The organism is Mucilaginibacter sp., from assembly GCF_039935595.1.
Lineage (GTDB): Bacteria > Bacteroidota > Bacteroidia > Sphingobacteriales > Sphingobacteriaceae > Mucilaginibacter.
On the sequence record NZ_JBDTJZ010000141.1, the window covers coordinates 1 to 16,887 of the forward strand.

The 16,887-nt window shown below is 42.8% G+C and carries 19 protein-coding genes; 13 read left to right on the forward strand and 6 right to left on the reverse strand.

The window, feature by feature from the left end:
- On the reverse strand, window positions 1-247 hold a 247-nt coding region (locus ABI367_RS09350; protein WP_462229083.1), incomplete at its 3' end, for a phage tail protein.
- A gap of 411 nt (window positions 248-658) precedes the next feature.
- On the opposite strand from ABI367_RS09350, the gene ABI367_RS09355 reads away from it, so the two are divergent.
- The 4 genes from ABI367_RS09355 to ABI367_RS09370 all read left to right on the forward strand — a co-directional run bounded on the left by ABI367_RS09355 (window position 659) and on the right by ABI367_RS09370 (window position 4,543).
- Window positions 659-1,942 (forward strand): MFS transporter, encoded by a 1,284-nt coding sequence (locus ABI367_RS09355; protein ID WP_462229085.1) that lies wholly within the window; start codon window positions 659-661, stop codon window positions 1,940-1,942.
- 75 nt (window positions 1,943-2,017) lie between these two features.
- The gene (locus ABI367_RS09360; protein WP_462229087.1) at window positions 2,018-3,757 is read left to right on the forward strand and encodes a family 43 glycosylhydrolase; all 1,740 of its coding nucleotides are present in this window, start codon (window positions 2,018-2,020) and stop codon (window positions 3,755-3,757) included.
- 70 nt (window positions 3,758-3,827) lie between these two features.
- A complete protein-coding gene (locus tag ABI367_RS09365; RefSeq protein WP_462229089.1) occupies window positions 3,828-4,328 on the forward strand; it encodes a hypothetical protein in 501 nt (166 codons plus the stop codon).
- A gap of 92 nt (window positions 4,329-4,420) precedes the next feature.
- Complete coding sequence (locus ABI367_RS09370) at window positions 4,421-4,543, forward strand: hypothetical protein (protein WP_462229091.1); 123 nt, start codon at window positions 4,421-4,423, stop codon at window positions 4,541-4,543.
- Between the two features lie 58 nt (window positions 4,544-4,601).
- On the opposite strand, the gene ABI367_RS09375 is transcribed toward ABI367_RS09370, so the two are convergent.
- On the reverse strand, window positions 4,602-5,579 hold the full coding sequence (locus tag ABI367_RS09375; protein WP_462229093.1) for a GlxA family transcriptional regulator: 978 nt from the start codon (window positions 5,577-5,579) through the stop codon (window positions 4,602-4,604).
- A 124-nt stretch (window positions 5,580-5,703) separates the two neighbouring features.
- Here ABI367_RS09375 and ABI367_RS09380 point away from each other — a divergent pair, with 124 nt between their 5' ends.
- Entirely contained in the window at window positions 5,704-6,261 is a 558-nt protein-coding gene (locus tag ABI367_RS09380) for a dihydrofolate reductase family protein (RefSeq protein WP_462229096.1), read from the forward strand.
- 426 nt (window positions 6,262-6,687) lie between these two features.
- Window positions 6,688-6,924, forward strand: coding sequence for a hypothetical protein (locus ABI367_RS09385; RefSeq protein ID WP_462229098.1), 237 nt, complete (start codon window positions 6,688-6,690; stop codon window positions 6,922-6,924).
- 19 nt (window positions 6,925-6,943) lie between these two features.
- On the opposite strand, the gene ABI367_RS09390 is transcribed toward ABI367_RS09385, so the two are convergent.
- The 4 genes from ABI367_RS09390 to ABI367_RS09405 all read right to left on the reverse strand — a co-directional run bounded on the left by ABI367_RS09390 (window position 6,944) and on the right by ABI367_RS09405 (window position 9,215).
- Window positions 6,944-7,327 (reverse strand): hypothetical protein, encoded by a 384-nt coding sequence (locus tag ABI367_RS09390; RefSeq protein WP_462229100.1) that lies wholly within the window; start codon window positions 7,325-7,327, stop codon window positions 6,944-6,946.
- Window positions 7,328-7,409: 82 nt separating this feature from the next.
- Window positions 7,410-7,670 (reverse strand): hypothetical protein, encoded by a 261-nt coding sequence (locus tag ABI367_RS09395; RefSeq protein WP_462229101.1) that lies wholly within the window; start codon window positions 7,668-7,670, stop codon window positions 7,410-7,412.
- Between the two features lie 182 nt (window positions 7,671-7,852).
- Window positions 7,853-8,263, reverse strand: coding sequence for a hypothetical protein (locus ABI367_RS09400; protein WP_462229103.1), 411 nt, complete (start codon window positions 8,261-8,263; stop codon window positions 7,853-7,855).
- 82 nt (window positions 8,264-8,345) lie between these two features.
- The gene (locus ABI367_RS09405) at window positions 8,346-9,215 is read right to left on the reverse strand and encodes an AraC family transcriptional regulator (protein WP_462229105.1); all 870 of its coding nucleotides are present in this window, start codon (window positions 9,213-9,215) and stop codon (window positions 8,346-8,348) included.
- Window positions 9,216-9,500: 285 nt separating this feature from the next.
- On the opposite strand from ABI367_RS09405, the gene ABI367_RS09410 reads away from it, so the two are divergent.
- From ABI367_RS09410 to ABI367_RS09440, 7 genes are all read left to right on the forward strand, one after another.
- Entirely contained in the window at window positions 9,501-9,944 is a 444-nt protein-coding gene (locus ABI367_RS09410; RefSeq protein ID WP_462229107.1) for a DMT family transporter, read from the forward strand.
- A gap of 28 nt (window positions 9,945-9,972) precedes the next feature.
- On the forward strand, window positions 9,973-10,911 hold the full coding sequence (locus ABI367_RS09415; RefSeq protein ID WP_462258073.1) for a sugar phosphate isomerase/epimerase family protein: 939 nt from the start codon (window positions 9,973-9,975) through the stop codon (window positions 10,909-10,911).
- An 81-nt stretch (window positions 10,912-10,992) separates the two neighbouring features.
- Window positions 10,993-12,465, forward strand: a complete 1,473-nt coding sequence (locus ABI367_RS09420; protein ID WP_462229111.1) for a CoA-acylating methylmalonate-semialdehyde dehydrogenase — start codon at window positions 10,993-10,995, stop codon at window positions 12,463-12,465.
- 124 nt (window positions 12,466-12,589) lie between these two features.
- Window positions 12,590-13,375, forward strand: a complete 786-nt coding sequence (locus ABI367_RS09425) for a cyclase family protein (protein ID WP_462229113.1) — start codon at window positions 12,590-12,592, stop codon at window positions 13,373-13,375.
- A gap of 2 nt (window positions 13,376-13,377) precedes the next feature.
- Complete coding sequence (locus ABI367_RS09430; protein ID WP_462229115.1) at window positions 13,378-14,454, forward strand: zinc-dependent alcohol dehydrogenase; 1,077 nt, start codon at window positions 13,378-13,380, stop codon at window positions 14,452-14,454.
- Between the two features lie 36 nt (window positions 14,455-14,490).
- Window positions 14,491-15,246, forward strand: a complete 756-nt coding sequence (locus ABI367_RS09435) for an SDR family NAD(P)-dependent oxidoreductase (protein ID WP_462229117.1) — start codon at window positions 14,491-14,493, stop codon at window positions 15,244-15,246.
- Between the two features lie 26 nt (window positions 15,247-15,272).
- The coding region (locus tag ABI367_RS09440; RefSeq protein ID WP_462229119.1) for a hypothetical protein at window positions 15,273-16,887 on the forward strand (1,615 nt) is incomplete at its 3' end.

Sequence of the window (16,887 nt, forward strand, 5' to 3'; positions counted from 1 at the left end):
TGGTAATAGGGTAAACAGCTCCGCCTGCGCCGCTAGGATAAAAAAGTTGGCCAGTGCCATTGGGTACACAAGCTTGCAGGTTTGGTAAATTAAAATAGGTTTTTTGATCGCCACCGTACTGAAAACCGATGGTTGCATAAAGAGCCGTGTACTGTTGAATTGATAGTTTCCGCCCATCGCAATACAGCCATCCTTGAGGGGGGTAATTAAAAGCAAATGGCCTTATTTCGCCGATAATTGGTTCCATAATTAAATTGTGTTTAAGTTGTTAAAATAAATTGTTAATAAGTTTAATGCAATTGGCGTAATACTGTTACGCCCATGGATGGTTTTTAGAGTGTTTTTCGCATAGGGAAATTAAAGATGTTGTTAAAGTAAAGGTTTATATATATAATTGTTATGTGTTCTAAAATTATATACTTTTATTTAATATCCAAAAATTATATCAAAAAACAACACATATAAACTGCTGAAATACAATACTTAACATCAAAAATAAATATTTAATAGCAATGAAATTTATGATGTTAAATATTAATTAATAATTTAATATATTACGAATTATTTGCAATATTGGGGAATATAACAGCATCTTAAACTTCTGTTAACATAAACAAAGTGATTTGCCCATTCGCTCAATTTTAATATGTTTGAGGGTATGAACCAGCAACCTATCGCGGCAAATTCTGTAACCCGTATACTTACCGCAAGCCTCATCGGCACCACCATTGAGTTTTTCGACTTTTATATTTATGCCACCGCCGCGGTACTAGTGTTCCCTAAGCTATTTTTCTCGGCGTCTGATCCTACATCGGCTACACTCGAGTCGCTGGCTACCTTTGCACTGGCATTTTTTGCACGACCATTGGGCGCGGCCATATTCGGCCATTTTGGCGACAGGAAAGGGCGAAAGGCTACATTAGTAGCCGCTTTAATGACTATGGGGCCGTCAACCGTTGCAATCGGGTTATTGCCGGGTTATGCTTCTATTGGCATTGTTGCACCTATACTATTGGCCCTGTTTCGTTTTGGACAGGGTTTGGGTCTGGGCGGCGAGTGGGGTGGCGCAGTGTTGCTGGCAACAGAAAATGCACCCCCGCATAAAAAAGCCTGGTACGGTATGTTCCCGCAATTGGGCGCGCCGCTGGGGTTTTTATTATCAATCAGCACATTTATTATACTGAGCAAAACCATGAGCGACGCCGATTTTATAAGCTATGGCTGGCGCATACCTTTTATTGCCAGTGCCCTGCTGGTTTGGGTGGGACTGTACATCCGCTTAAAAATTGCCGAAACACCCGAGTTTACCAAAGTAATTGATAACGAACAACGCACCGAAGTACCCTTTGCCGACGTTTTCATCAAACATACCAAAGCCATCACTCTGGGTACGCTGGCTACCATTACCACCTTTTTACTATTTTATTTAATGACGGTATTTACCCTGAGCTATGGCACATCGGTACTTAAGTATTCAAAAAGTAGTTTCCTGATCATTCAAATGATTTCTACGCTGTTCTTTGGTTTGGGTATACCGTTATCCGCAATATTGGCAGATAAATACGGCCGCAACAAAATGCTTATTGCAGCTACTGTATTGATCATGCTGTTTGGGTTGATATTTGCGCCACTATTTACTACAGGGAGTTTGTTTATTACCGCGCTGTTCCTATCATTAGGTATGTTTTTAATGGGCCTTACCTACGGACCAACTGGTACTGCATTGGCGGGTATTTTCCCGGCGGCTGTGCGGTATACGGGTTCATCATTAGCTTTTACGCTGGCGGGTATTTTAGGGGCATCGCTTACACCCTATCTGGCAACTACATTGGCCCATAATTACGGGTTGGCCTATGTAGGGTATTATTTAACAGCGGCGGCAACGGTTTCGTTATTGGCGCTGCTGGCCGCCCGGACGATAATGAGGCGCGAAGCTGAATAATTTGTATAGCTATCTAATATTAAAAAATAATATGCAAATTTGTTACCATTGCCTAATATAAACCACTCATTCCTCATGAATACTACAGTTAAAAGATCATTCTTATTGCTTGCTTTTATAGTTGTTGCTACAACGGCTTTTTCGCAAAGCAAATCGTCAAAAACACATCAGCAAACTACAGTAGCTAACCCGGTAAATTTAAGTTACCGCTTTATGCTGGATACCCCATCGCGCCGCGAGGCTGCCGACCCGGCCATGATCAAATTTAAAGGCGAATATTATTTGTTTGCCTCCAAATCGGGCGGGTATTTCCACTCTAAAGATATGATCAAATGGGACCTGATCACTACCCCGGACCTTCCTTTAGAAGATTATGCACCTGCCGTAGTGGTAATGAAGGGAGCTATATATTTTATGGCCTCGAAAGAGGTTGCACCTGTAAAAATTTATAAAACTACCGACCCAAAATCGGGTAAGTGGGAAGTAGCTAACGCGAATTTTCCTATCACTATGATAGATCCCGACCTGTTTTTGGATGATGACGGCCGCTTATATTTTTATTACGGCTGCTCAAACGTAAACCCGCTTTACGCGGTTGAACTGGATACCAAAACACTTAACCCCATTGGCAAACCGGTAGAAACCTTTAACAGTCACCGCGATATTTTTGGCTGGGAGCGTAAAGGCGACTATAACACGGATATGGTTAACCGCCCCTGGATAGAAGGCTCATGGATGACCAAGCATAACGGCAAATATTACCTGCAATATGCCGGGCCGGGTACCGAGTTTAAAAGCTATGGTGATGGCTTATATGTGGCCGACCATCCGCTTGGTCCATTTACCGTTGCTGCCAACAGCCCGGTATCGTACAAACCCGAAGGCTTTGCCGCCAGCGCGGGGCATAGCGGCACTTTTCAGGATAATTATGGCAACTACTGGCACGTATCAACCATGACCATATCTAAAAAGCATATGTTTGAACGCCGCCTGGGTATATTCCCTACCTTTTTTGATAAGGACGGTGTAATGAGTGTTTATACCGGCTTTGGCGATTTCCCGTATAAAATTCCAACCAAAAAAATAAACAGCCCGCAGGAGCTTTTTCCGGGATGGATGCTGTTATCATACAACAAGCCGGTGCAGGTATCGTCTGAGTTAGCGGAGCATCCTAAGAATTTAGCTGTTAACGAGGATATACGCACCTTTTGGAGCGCCAAAACCGGCAACAAAGGCGAGTGGATAAGTGTTGACCTGCAAAAATTAAGCACAGTTAACGCTGTACAGATAAACTATTACGATAACGACGCCAAACTGTTTGGCCGTATGCCCGGTATTTATTTCCAGTATTTGTTAGAGTACTCTACCGATAATAAAACATGGAAAACCCTTGCTGATAAGCGCGACAACAAAACTGATGTACCGCATGATTATGTGGAACTGGCAACACCGGTAAAGGCACGCTACATTAGGCTTACCAACTATAAAGTACCGGGAGGAACGTTTGCCATTGCCGGTTTGCGTATATTTGGCAAAGCCCCGGGCGCTGCCCCTGCAGTAGTTAATAACCTGGATGTAAAACGTCAAAGCGACCGTTGTATAGTTGACCTTAAATGGGCCAAACAGGCAGGTGCTATTGGCTATAACATCCGTTTTGGTACCGATAAAAATAAACTTTACCAAACTTACCAGGTGTTAGGAAATGATAACGTTACCATCAGGAGCCTTAATGCGCAGCAAAAATATTATTTTACAGTTGACGCGTTTAATGAATCGGGCGTAACCAAGGGTAGTAGGGTTGTTGAGGTAAATTAAAAACTGTCTCCGCAGGGTCCTTTTTGAAAGACTCGTTGGGGACATATTTTTACATTATATTTATTAACCCATGAAAAAATTATCTATTTCGTTTTCCGCAATTATACTGATTCTGATATTTGAGTCATTTGTCTACCACATTATTTTAAAACAGTCCAATCTTAGATCAGGTATCTATAATATTTCTGATGAACAGGTTGGAATTAAATTTGAATTGAACTCTAGTGGAAAGTTTTATTTTATAACTCCCCAGCCTATTGTTACAACGGCACATATAAAATCAATTGAAGTAGGAATGAGCCCCAGAGTTAACTATCATACATACCCGTTCATATCATTGGTATTTGATCCCGCAGGTGCAACCCTAATAGAAAATGCCTTTGCTAAATATAAATACGGAAGGCAAACCGGGTTGATTATAAAGAACAAGTTAGTTTCCGTGATTGAAAGTTCAAGCACAAGTAGTGATGGTAAAATAATTAGAGATGGTAAATTAACTATCATGTCTTCTACTTTTACCATTGAACAATTACAAGAATGGAAAAAAGAAATTGAATCGGAGAAGCTTTAGTTCCTCATGTTTCAGACTTCCGAAGTTTTTAAAACTTCGGAAGTCTCGTCCGTTTTGGTACTGCAAAAGATAAACTTTACCAAACCTACCAGGTGTTAGATGCTGATAAGATCACCATCAGGACACTTAACGCGCAGCAAAAATATTATTTTACAGTTGACGCTTTAAATGAGTCGGGTGTAACTAAGGGGACTAAGATTGTTGAGGTGAATTAAAAAACTATTAATCTTATATCCGCAGGGCAGTTTTTTAAGCCCTGCGGATATAGGAATTTTAATAATCGGGCCTGCTGAATTTTAACCGGTATTCCAACGGTGTTATACCTGCTACTTTTTTAAAGATCATGCGGAAGGCTTTAACATCGGTATAGCCAACCGCGTACATCACTTCATTTATATTTTTGCGTCCTGCCTCCAATCCGCGTTTCGCGGCTTCCACCTTAATGCGCTGAATATAGTCCACCGGCGATATCTTAGTCGCCCGTTTAAAACGTCGCGAAAAATTGATGCGGTTCATGGCGCAGCGGTTAGCCAGGAAATCCACGGTAACTTTATCTTCTATATGGGTTTCAATATAGTCTTGTACCGATCTTATCTCCTCATCGGCATGTTCCTTCAATCCTTCAAACACAATAAACGGCGACTGCGAGTTACGCTCAATATCAATCTGCAAAACTTTGGCGCAATACAGCGCAGTTTCCCTGCCGTTATATTTCTCTACTAAATACAGCATCAGGTTAAGGCTTGATTGCGCGCCGCCCGCGGTATATAGTCCATTATGATCTGTAATAATTTTATGCGTTGCCAAATGCAAACCGGGAAACATAGCCCTGAAGGCCGCTTCGGCTTTCCAATGTGTAGAGCAGGATTGCCCTTTTAATAAACCCGTGGCGGCTAATAAAAACGCCCCGGTACATAAACTGGCCACTTCCGCGCCCTGCTTATATTGCCGGATCACCCAATCCAGCGCATCGCCGCTGTTGCTAACGGCAAAATCACCGGGGCTGTCAAAGCTCGGCAAAATGATCACATCTGTTTTTTTTACCTCGTTAATGTGCCGAACGCCCTGCAACGAAAATGAAACGTTTAATAACCGCTGTTGTAAATTTACCCCTGCCAGCTCAATAGTATAATAGGGCTGATTCCCCTGGTTTACCAGGAATTCATTGGCTTTTTCCAGTACCTCTATAGCCGCAAACAAACAACTGGGCTTAAGCAAGCCATCCGCCAATAAAAATGTCATCTTTTTCATATTGCAAGTTACCTGTAACAAATTGCACAAACAACCCCTTAAATTGCTAAATGTACACCCCCTGTGGTACATCATAAGCAACTATGTTTGGAACAAGTTAAACAGTATTTAAAAAACAGATATTATGGGAAAGATAATTAGCCTTATTAATACAACGCCCGACGGCTTTGTAGACAGCCAATATGTAAACGCTGACGCGGAGTTTCACGAATTTGTGCACACCCTATTAGCCGAAACAGCAACCGTAGCTTTTGGCCGCAACAGCTTTGAGCTATTTCAGCAGGTTTGGCCCGCCGTATTGCAAAAAGAGGGGGTACATGAGTCGCAAACACGTATGGCCAATGCTTTGACCGATAAACCTAAGCAAGTTTATTCATCAACATTACAAACAACCACATGGAACAACACCGGTATTGTAACCGCTATAGACGAAAATGAGATGGGCCAATACAAGCAGGATGGTCAAAAAGGGTTACTCACCATTGGCAGTCCCGGCCTGGTGGCCAACCTTACCCGGTTACAATTGGTAGATGATTATTATTTCTGTGTACAGCCATTAATAGCGGGTACCGGTAGTTCCCGGCTGTTTGATAAACTACGGTTAGACAGCAAAACCCCGCTTAAACTGGTGAAAACCCATACCCTAAAAACAGGCGTAGTTATTATTCATTATCAGCGGTAACCCGGTTTTATCATTTTTATACATGCACTCGTCTGTGACCTATACTTGTATTCGTCACAGACGAGCGTGTACCCATATCTTTTTAACTAAAATGAGATTCTATGTCCCGTTAGGGACTACCTAATTTGTAGAAAATAGCTTAAGTTTTAACTTGTGCCACGTAGTGGCTACCCTTTTTTGAACGCTATTGCCCACCTGGTAGTTTAGGGTAAAGCCGATGGCTCAATTTTTTCTCTATTTTTTTGACTACAAATAGGTAGACCCTACGGGTCATATAAATTATACATTTATAGCAACTCATATCATTCCACAGGTGTTCGGTTTAGCAAGAGAAACAAGGTGAACACCCAAATAGTAAAATTCGTCCCCAGCGTTTGCTAATGGACAAAATTATAAACAATAACCGCCTTTTGGCGTTATATTAATATGAAAAATCCATTTGCAAAACATGATAACACCGGCGCAATAGTAGCCGTGCTTTTAGGGGGCCTGGCACTTGGTGCGGTATCCTATTTATATTTAACCGATAGCGGTAGTAACACCCGTAAAGGCTTAAAGAAAAAACTCAAAGAAAAAGGTAAGGACCTGGCTTCGGGAGCTATAAGCAAGAAAACAGGTTTATCAAAAAAGCTGGTTAAAAAAGCAGCGGACCACGTAGTGTAAGCAGGCCAATTGGACTAATTTATCTGCGCGATTTTGATACTGCCACAATAAATATTGTAATAATGGTCCACGCAAAAAGTGGAACAAACAAAAAAAGTGGTGTCAATTTTGCGCCAGGCGGACTTAAAACACCGCTATATATAACCGGCGAAGCAACGGCTATGATTATGGTTAACCAATAAAGTACAACAGCACGGACTTTGAATACCCAACGCTTGCTTACATTGGCCGCTACAAAAGCCACAAATGGTGATAATACCCATCCCATAAAAAGTAAACGCAGGATAATAGATTTGTTATTTTGCCCGGCATCAATTACCAAAATTAGGGAAATTACTGCTCCAACTATAACGGTGGCCAGGGCTGCTTTTTGGAAGATGTTGTGCGAAGTCGGATTTTCCATGCTATGTATAATATAAAGTTAAACAATTCACTTTGTAATTCAAAGTGCTACATTTCAATCCCTTAACAACCTATGCTCCTTCTTAAATTCCAGCGGGGTTTTGTCGGTTAGCTTTTAAGTCCAAACCGGTGCCATTACTGCCTAAAATATCTCGGTGACTGGTGTAGGGGGTAAGTCTGCCGTTTTCTTTATCATTTTCGGCACAACGCAATAATTCTAATTCTTGTTCACTTATTTTTTCTGGCGCGTCTTTAGCAGTATAATCTATGCCCATAGCTTCTAAAATGGTTCTCAGGGCATCCCATTTTTTCTTATTGTTTATATTTAATACTACGTGTGTCATAGCCTTATGCGCAATTTATTATCCATTAAAACAAAGTTAATTTAAATTGCATTGTATCAAACGACATATAACATACCTTGTGTTTTGCCTTATTAACAGTAATGGGACCCTGCATTGTAATATTTGTTCCGCAGGGTCCTCGTTGAGGATCTGCGAAGACATAAAATTATTTTTCTTCTATTTCAGCGCTTTGCTGTTCCTCCTTCCATAAGTAAAAGAGATTCCTTTCCGCCATATGTTACTTTCCTCGTTTCAAATTGTGCCTCTTGAAAGGATAGTAGACTGTTAAATAGCTGACTGCACATTCTCGCACTTGCCGCGGAATCCCCAGAGGCATTCACCAAATGCATTAATGCCTTATCTCTTTCGGCGGAGTTGTCAAGTTTTTTTGCACTTTCGTGTGCGTCCTTAATGTTGGCCCAGGCCCATGTACAGCTTTGCTCAATTTTTGCGACTTGACCTGGGAGGTTTTGTGTGATGGTTTTTAAAACTGATTCCAATTTCTTCCTGCTATAATATTCATAAATCGCGAAAGCAAAGGCAATTGGCGTTATAAAGGTTGCAACATAAGTCGCTACTGATAATATGTCCATAAGGTTTTTTTTATAAAGCTATAAAAACAATTACACTCTTCGGCACGCAGACATGAACGATAATAATTTGGATTCTCTTTCATCACTCCCTCAACAATCTATGCTCTTTCTTAAACTCCAATGGGGTTTTGTTCATCAGCTTTTTAAAATATCGGTTAAAGTTGGATAGGTTATTAAAGCCGCTATCGTAACAAACCTGGTTAATGCTGAGGTCTTTTTCCAGCATCATGTTGCAGGCGTGGGCCACCTTTATCTCTAATAAAAAATTATTGAATGTTTTGCGCGTTTTAGTTTTAAAATAGCGGCAAAAAGCCTTGGCGCTCAGGTTGGCCACCGAGGCAATTTCGGTAAGGGTTATTTTTCGTTGAAAGTTATCAGATATGTACTGAAACACCTTGTTCAGCCTGTCGGCTTCTGATTGCTCAATTTTTTCGGGATTATAAACCGTGTTAATGTATTCCCGCTCTTTAGAAAAGGCCACTTTTTCAAGGATGGTTAACAAGGTGGTTATCCGCTCCAATCCTGTTGCTTTAGATAGTTTGCTAATTAGCTCTTTAGCCTGCAACTTGGTAGCGCCTGTTATTTTTATGCCGCGCTTGGCCTTTTCCAATAGCTGGTCAATATTTTTCATTTCGGGGATATTAAAAAACTTGTCCCCCAAAAAATCGTGGTGAAAATATATTACCGTTACATCCAGTTTAAGTTTGGAGTTTTCCGCAAAATACTCTGGGTCGCAGCGCCACATATGCGGCATGTTTGAGCCTATCAGGCATAACTCGTCCTGTTCAAAACGGTGCACATCGTTACCTATAAAACGGGTGCCCCTGCCTTTGTGGATGTAAATCAGTTCTATCTCCGGATGGAAATGCCATTGATTATAAAAGTTATCCACTTTGGATATAGTGATAGATGATTCGGGCCTGATCGGTACTTTTAATAAATGCGGCTTCATTACAACAAAAGATATAAAATTTACCTCATAAACGTTATTTATATCAAATATAGGTTACTATAGTATCAGTTGTTGCGAATTGGTTGTAAATTATTTACAAGATGAATAAAGTATATTTGAATTAGATAAGGCGAACCTGTTATCTGAACAGTGGCCGATTATAAACCAAAATAGTATTAATTTTTTTGTGCAGGGATTTGCTGCCATTATTGGTGCGGCAAAAAGGGAATAAATTATTTGTATTCAATTACTAACCTTATATAAACCAACTTAAACTAAAAAATTATGAAAATTTATTTGATCGGCCTTATGTTACTTATCGGGTTTGTGTTAAGTCTGCACCTGGCCATGAATTCGCAAGTGGGCGCTATTTTAAAAAACCAACGAATGGGTAACGCCCTTTTTTGGTCAATTGGCGCTTGTACTGCTATTATTATTGGCCTTACCGATTGGGACCCAACCGTGTTTGGCCGTTTAAAAGACGTACCAATCTGGCTGCTTACCGCAGGTATTATGGGCGGCGCGCTGGTATTTGGCATTGCATGGACCATGCCGCAGTTAGGCGCAGGGCGTGCATTTGTATTGATGATAGCGGGGCAGGTAATTTCGGGAATGATATTCTCGCACTTCGGCTGGTTTGGATCGCCGGTTGAGCGTATATCGATAGTTAAATTTGGTGGCGCAATGTTATTAGTTGCCGGGGCGGCGATAGTGACGTTGGCCAAATAAAATATTAAATGATTATAATATGGAAAACATGAATGGATACAACCGCCGTGATTTTGTGCGACTGGCGGGAATAGCCGGGGCGGCAGCACTTGTTGCCCCTAACCTTGCTTTTGGGGAAGCTAAAAAGCGGAAACTAAAAATTGGGGCCACGGGGATATTGTGGGGTTACAATGCCAGCAACCTGGAGCAATCTGTAATTGATATATCTTCGCTGGGTTATCATGGTTTGGAAACCTTTGGCAATGTTATTGAAGATTGGGATAAAAACCGTGGCGGTATATCGCCGTTGCTGCAAAAGTACCAGCTGCCGCTTATATCAGCATTTTGTATGACTGATATTCTTGACCCTGCAAAAAAAGCCGCCGAAATGGAAAAGCTGACCCGTTGGGCCAAATTATTGAAAGCAAGCGGCGGCAAACTGGTTGAATATTGTGCAGCTTCCATTAATCGTAAAAACTATGATTACAAGGAGCATAAAAGCTACATGATCGAATCAATGAACGACTATGCCAAAGCAGTAGTTAACGAAGGTTTGGTTTGCGCCCTGCACCCGCATACCGGCACAGCCATTGAGACCGAGGAAGAGATAAACTTTGTAATGAACAACGTGGATACCCGCTATATGAAATTTGGCCCTGATGTGGGCCAAATACAAAAAGGCGGCGGCGATCCGGTAAAAGTTGTTAAAGACTTTTTGCCTTTGATCGAACATATGCATTTAAAAGATTATGTGGGCGGCGACAATGGTTATTTAGGTTATTGCCCATTAGGCGACGGAAAAGTGCAGCTGGAAACCATACTGAATATGCTGGAAAAAAGAAACAAAGATATGGCGGGTATGGTGATGTTTGAGCTGGATTATGATGGCAGGATAAAACCACCCTATACCCCGCTGGAAGCCGCAAAAAGGTCGAGAGATTATTTGGCCGGACTGGGGTACAAATTTGATGAAAAGAAGGTCGGCTAAAAAAGAACACTTAACAATACCAAACCGATAATACCGCGGTGCTGTTCAGACCGGACGGCCCGCATTCTACAAAAACTAACTATGGAAATTCTGAATAATTATATCAACGCAAAGTGGGTAGGAAGTAAAGAAACAGGCACTACCAATGTGGTAAACCCTGCAACGCAAGAAGTATTGGCCAAAGTACCTTACGGAATAGGTACAGCAACTGATGTTGACCAGGCAGTCATCGCGGCAGCAAAAGCCTATAAAGAATGGAGCCAGTTACCCGTAATGAAACGGGTGCAGCCGCTTTATAAACTAAAACAACTGCTTGAAGAAAACGCCGAGGATATTGCGAGAACTATTACGCTGGAGTGCGGTAAATCATTGGCAGAATCAAGGGGAGAAATACAGCGTGCTATTGAAAACGTGGAAGTTGCCTGCGGCACACCCATGTTGATACAAAGCGAGTTTTCTGAAAATATTGCCGGTGGTGTTGACGAGTTTATGATACGCCAGCCCCTTGGTGTTTGCGCTTGTATATCTCCGTTTAATTTTCCGGGGATGATACCTTTTTGGTTTTTACCGTATGCTATTGCCTGTGGTAATACTTACATCCTGAAACCATCAGAAAAAGTGCCATTGACCATGATGAAGGTATTCAAACTGATAGAGCAGATAGGTTTGCCGGCGGGTGTCATCAACCTGGTGCATGGTGGCAAAGAAACCGTTGATGCCTTATTGGATCATCCCGAAGTACGGGCCATCAGCTTTGTGGGGTCAACAAAAATTGCCAAATATGTTTATGCCCGCGGCGCGGCCAATGGTAAAAGGGTACAGGCGCAGGGTGGCGCAAAAAACCCGGTAGTTGTTTTACCGGATGCGGATATTGACATGTCTGTACAGATCATTACCGATAGCGTTTACGGTTGTGCCGGACAACGTTGTTTGGCGGCATCAAACATTATTACCGTTGGCGATAATGGCTCTATTAAAGAAGCTTTATACGAATCGGCCAAAAAAAGAACTACCGGCTATGGCCTGGATGAAAGCATGGAAATGGGACCGGTTATCAGCAAAGAAAGTAAAGCACGTGTTGAAAGCTTAATAGCGCAAGCAGAAAGCGAAGGCGCGAAAGTTTTATTGGATGGAAGAAAAGCCAGCATCACCGGATTTGAGAACGGAAACTTTATCAGGCCAACTATTTTATCTGGCTTGCCTTTAAATGGTGAAATTATCAACACCGAGATCTTCGGCCCGGTAATGAGTCTGATAGAAATGAATACAGTTGATGATGCATTGAACTTTATCAATAACGGACACTATGGTAATATGGCTTGCCTGTTTACCAGCAGCGGTGCCAATGCACGTAAGTTTCGCAGTTTGGCTAATGCAGGCAACATTGGCATTAATATAGGTGTGGCTGCCCCAATGGCACAATTTCCGTTCAGCGGATGGAAAGAAAGCTTCTTTGGCGACTTGCACGGACAAGGCCGCCATGCCATCGAGTTTTTTACTCAAACCAAAATTGTTATAGAAAGATGGCCTAAAGAATGGGCACGTAAATTTTAGTAAAAACAAAGCGTCATTGCGAACGAGGCACGAGTGTGGCAATCTCTGCACGATAGATATCCGACCTGTCGTGTAGAGATTGCCACGCTATCGCTCGCAATGACGTGAAAAATACATAATACATATGTTTAAAAAAGCCTTTTGTCCTGAGTTTAAGTTACAGACAAAAATGAATTTTATGGGTATTGACTGCGTGGTTACCGACCTTAGTCATACCATTAGTGCTGATGACCCTACATTTATTGGCCACCAACGTACGCTGATATGGAATCACCTGTCGCACGAAGAAACGCAGAAGATGGGGTTGACCAAACCGCCGTACTCTTATAAAGTTGTCGGCTTTACCATGTGCGATCACTCTAATACCCACGTTGATGCTATAAACCATGTGGTTAACGAACCTGATGCGCGTGCTGTGAACGAACTGCCTTTAGAGTGGTTTATGGCACCCGGTGTTTGGTTTGATTTTTCGCATAAAGCACCATCAAGCTATATAACCAAAGCCGATATTGAAGACGCTATTGCCAAAACAGGTGTTACCATTAAGCCACAATCAGTAGTATTGTATTATACCGGCTGGTATAAAAAATGGAAAGATAATTTTGGCTATATCCGCGATTACCCGGGTGTGGACCGCAGCGCTATGGAATACCTGAACGATCTGGGTGCCATAAGCATTGGTGCCGATGCGCCAAGTATTGACAGCTACAATGAGGTGGCGGTGGTTAAAGAGCAACCGGCCCACATTGTATGCCGCGAAAGAGAAATATTAAATATTGAAAATTTAGCACAGGTGGATATGATACCCGCGCACGAGTTTTGGTTTGTTGGTTTGCCGCTTAAAATTAAAGGCGGTTCCGGCTCACCGTTCCGTGGTGTGGCTATTGTGCCCGAAAATAATATTAAATAACCATGAGTTTACCCAATCAAATGGACGCGCTGGTATTAAAAGGCGTTCGTGATTTTTCTATACAAACGGTACCTGTACCACAGCCTGATGCTGATGAGGTAATATGCGAAGTAGATACCACTTTTATTTGCGGTACCGACCCACATATTATTAACGGCGATTTCCCGGGCTTTTGGCCAACGGCCTATCCTTTTATACCGGGGCATGAGTGGTCGGGCACCATTGTGCAGTCAGGGCCGCGTGCCTTGTCGTTAGGCTGGAAAGAAGGCGACCGTGTTTGTGGCATCTCCCATTGTGGTTGCGGCTATTGTTTAAATTGCATGAAGGGGCGTTATAACCTATGTTTAAATTACGGACATGAAGAACGGGGGCACAGGCAATACGGGCATTATACCCCCGGTGCTTATGCGCAATATATGCGTACATCTGTAAAAAGCATTTATCGCGTTCCCGATTCCATGTCGTTAGAGTATGCCGCATGTGTTGACCCGTTGAGCATCGCCTTATATACCGTAAAACGCTCGCGTATGCAGCCGGGCGATGATATTTTGATATTAGGAACCGGACCGCAGGGGTTAATGGCCATACTTTGCGCCAAAGCCTTAGGCGCGGGTCGTATTTTGGCGGTAGGAAGCGGTGAGCGTTTAAAGAAAGCAGAAGAACTGGGTGCTATACCTATCAGTTATAAAAACGGTGATGTATTGGAACAGGTAAAAGCGTTAACCAATGGCCTGGGCGTTCCGGCGGTGTTGGAGTGTGCCGGTACGGCTGATTCCATACGTACAGCTTGTTTGGCAGCGGCAAAGGGAGGAGTGGTGTCTGTAATAGGTATACCGCACTCTGACCCTACATTGCCATTAAAACGGATCGTATTGGATGAGATAGAGATTATTGGCGACAGGGCAAATCCAAACACCGCGCAGGAGGCTATTGACCTGCTGGTTAACGGCCGGATAGATCTTCATCCTTTAATGACACATCGCTTCGCGCTAAAAGATTTCGCGACAGCTTTAGATGTTTTTGAGACCAGAAAAGACGGGGCTATTAAGGTAGCCACTAAGCCGAATGGCATGAATTAATGATTTAATATTGACGAAATTAAAAATCAAATACCAATGAGTAATAAAGTAATGATTGTAAGCGGCGGAGCATCAGGATTAGGATTGGCAGCCGCAGAAAAATTTGCCAAAAACGGGTACAATATTGTACTGATTGATATCAATGAAGAAAAAGGCAAACAAGCCGAGCAAAAAATAAAAGGCATGGGTGTTGATGCTGTTTTTTGTAACTGCGATATCTCCAATAACGACCAGGTGAAAGCCGCCGCCCAAACCACCAAACAACGTTTTGGCCGTGCGGATGTATTGATCAATAACGCGGGTTTAGAGGTACGCGGCAGTATTTTACAATGCGACGAGGATGATTGGAACCGTTTGTATGATATTAACCTTAAAGGCATCTATTACATGTCTAAAGCGTTTGCGCCCATGATGGTAGAGCAGGGCAAGGGCGCTATTGTAAACACCGGTTCTATATTAGGTTACCGTACCGTAGGCGAACGTGCAGCATATTCGTCATCAAAAGGGGCTATTGATACGCTTACCCGTAGCATGGCTTTTGACCTGGCCGAAAAAAATATCCGTGTTAATTGCGTGGTGCCGGGCGCTATTGATACCCCGTTGTTAAGGGGCTCTATCAATGATTCGCCCGACCCTGCCGGAACAGAACAGTTCCTGGGTTCAAAAAGTGTTTTTGGCCGCATGGGTACCTCTGCCGAGGTAGCCAACGTTATGTATTTCCTGGCGTCAGACGAAGCCTCATTTGTAACCGGTGCTGCCTATTTTGTTGACGGCGGCTGGTCAATTATGTAATGTTATAAAATTTTAAACTTATTGTTTTGAATTATTTAGAGGATAAAAAATCGTTACTCCATAAAGGAATAACCCACCTGTTACAGGTAAAAGATTCAGACATCAGGCTCATGAATTTATACCAGTGCCGGCACGCTGTGGATAGTGCTATCCATATCGGCGGGGCATCGTCGGCAACTATACCCATGGTGAGTTTGTTTTACGGGGGTATCATCGATATAAATATTGAGCAGCCCACCGCGTCAGATCAGGATATGTTTGTGCTAAGCAAGGGCCATGCGGTGGCTACCTTAGCATCTATTTATGCCGACCTGGGTTATTTTGACCGCTCCATTTTAAAAAATTCACGTTCGGTGAGCAGCTTGCTTAATGGCCACCCCGGCCCGCTATTGCCCGGCGTGCATGTGGCTACCGGCCCAATGGGTCAGGGTGTGGGCGTGGCGCAGGGTTTTGCCATTGCTGGTCAGCGTTCGCCTAAATTTGATGTGTATAGTGTAACCGGCGATGGCGAACTACAGGAAGGCCCCGTTTGGGAAACCGTAATGTATGCGGGCGCCAAACGTTTGGATAACCTATGTGTAATGGTGGATAACAACGGCGGTCAGCTGGATATTACCAGCACCCTGCATTTTCCGCATAATAGCCTAAGTGCTACTTTTAGCAGCTTTGGTTGGAAGGTATTGGAAGTTGATGCTACTAAATACCATACGGTGTACAACGCGCTGTTGGAGTTTAAATATGGCGAGCGTGATGGAAGACCAACGGTCATCATCTGCAAAACAACCAAGGGGCATGGCGGGCTATCTGACTACATGAATACCCACAAAGCCACAATAGCAACAGATATACTGGACCAGGAGGAAAAATTACAGCAAGGCCAGCGTGTAGCAAGAGAAAAAGAATTCTTTACATTTCTTGATAAATTGACAGGTGAGGATGAGGTAAAAAGCATTATTTTTAAACATGCTCAAAACATGGGCTTCAAGGTAGAAAAGGATAAACTTACTATTGTTGAGACACCTGTTAAAACACAAAAGGCTCCTGTTCGTGATAAAAAAATAAAGTACGATACTGCTCAATTACCTAAACTGGAAACCGGCAAACCTTATGCCGCCAGTAAGGTAATTGAGCTTTCCATGAAAGCCTTTGCGCAGGATGAAAGGGTTTTCTCTGTCGATTCTGACCTGGCATCAACCAGCGGGTTGCAGGCTGGTATTGGTTTTGTTGATAAATACCGCGCGCTAAACGCCGGTGTTGCCGAAGCCAATATGATGCTGCTTGGCGAAGCATTTGCCATATTAGGCGGTAACGCCTGGGTAAGTACTTTTTGCCCTTTCTTTGATTGGAAGGTAATGCGCAGGATAGCTGTTGGTCACCAGGAACGTTTGGAAGTAATAGCCGAAAAAAATGGGTGGTTGTCCGAAGGGCATGCTTTGGATTACACCATGGTAGCCACTGCCGCCGATCTGGAAACCCAGTCAAACGGGGCTACACACATGGGTAATGATGATGTAATGCTGTTTGACCAGGTAGCACAATTAAAAATTATTAACGTATCGTGTCCGCAGCAATTGCTGGGCGTGCTTAAATGGATAATGGAAGGCAATAAGGGCATGATATATATGCGTTTGTTAAGAGCAC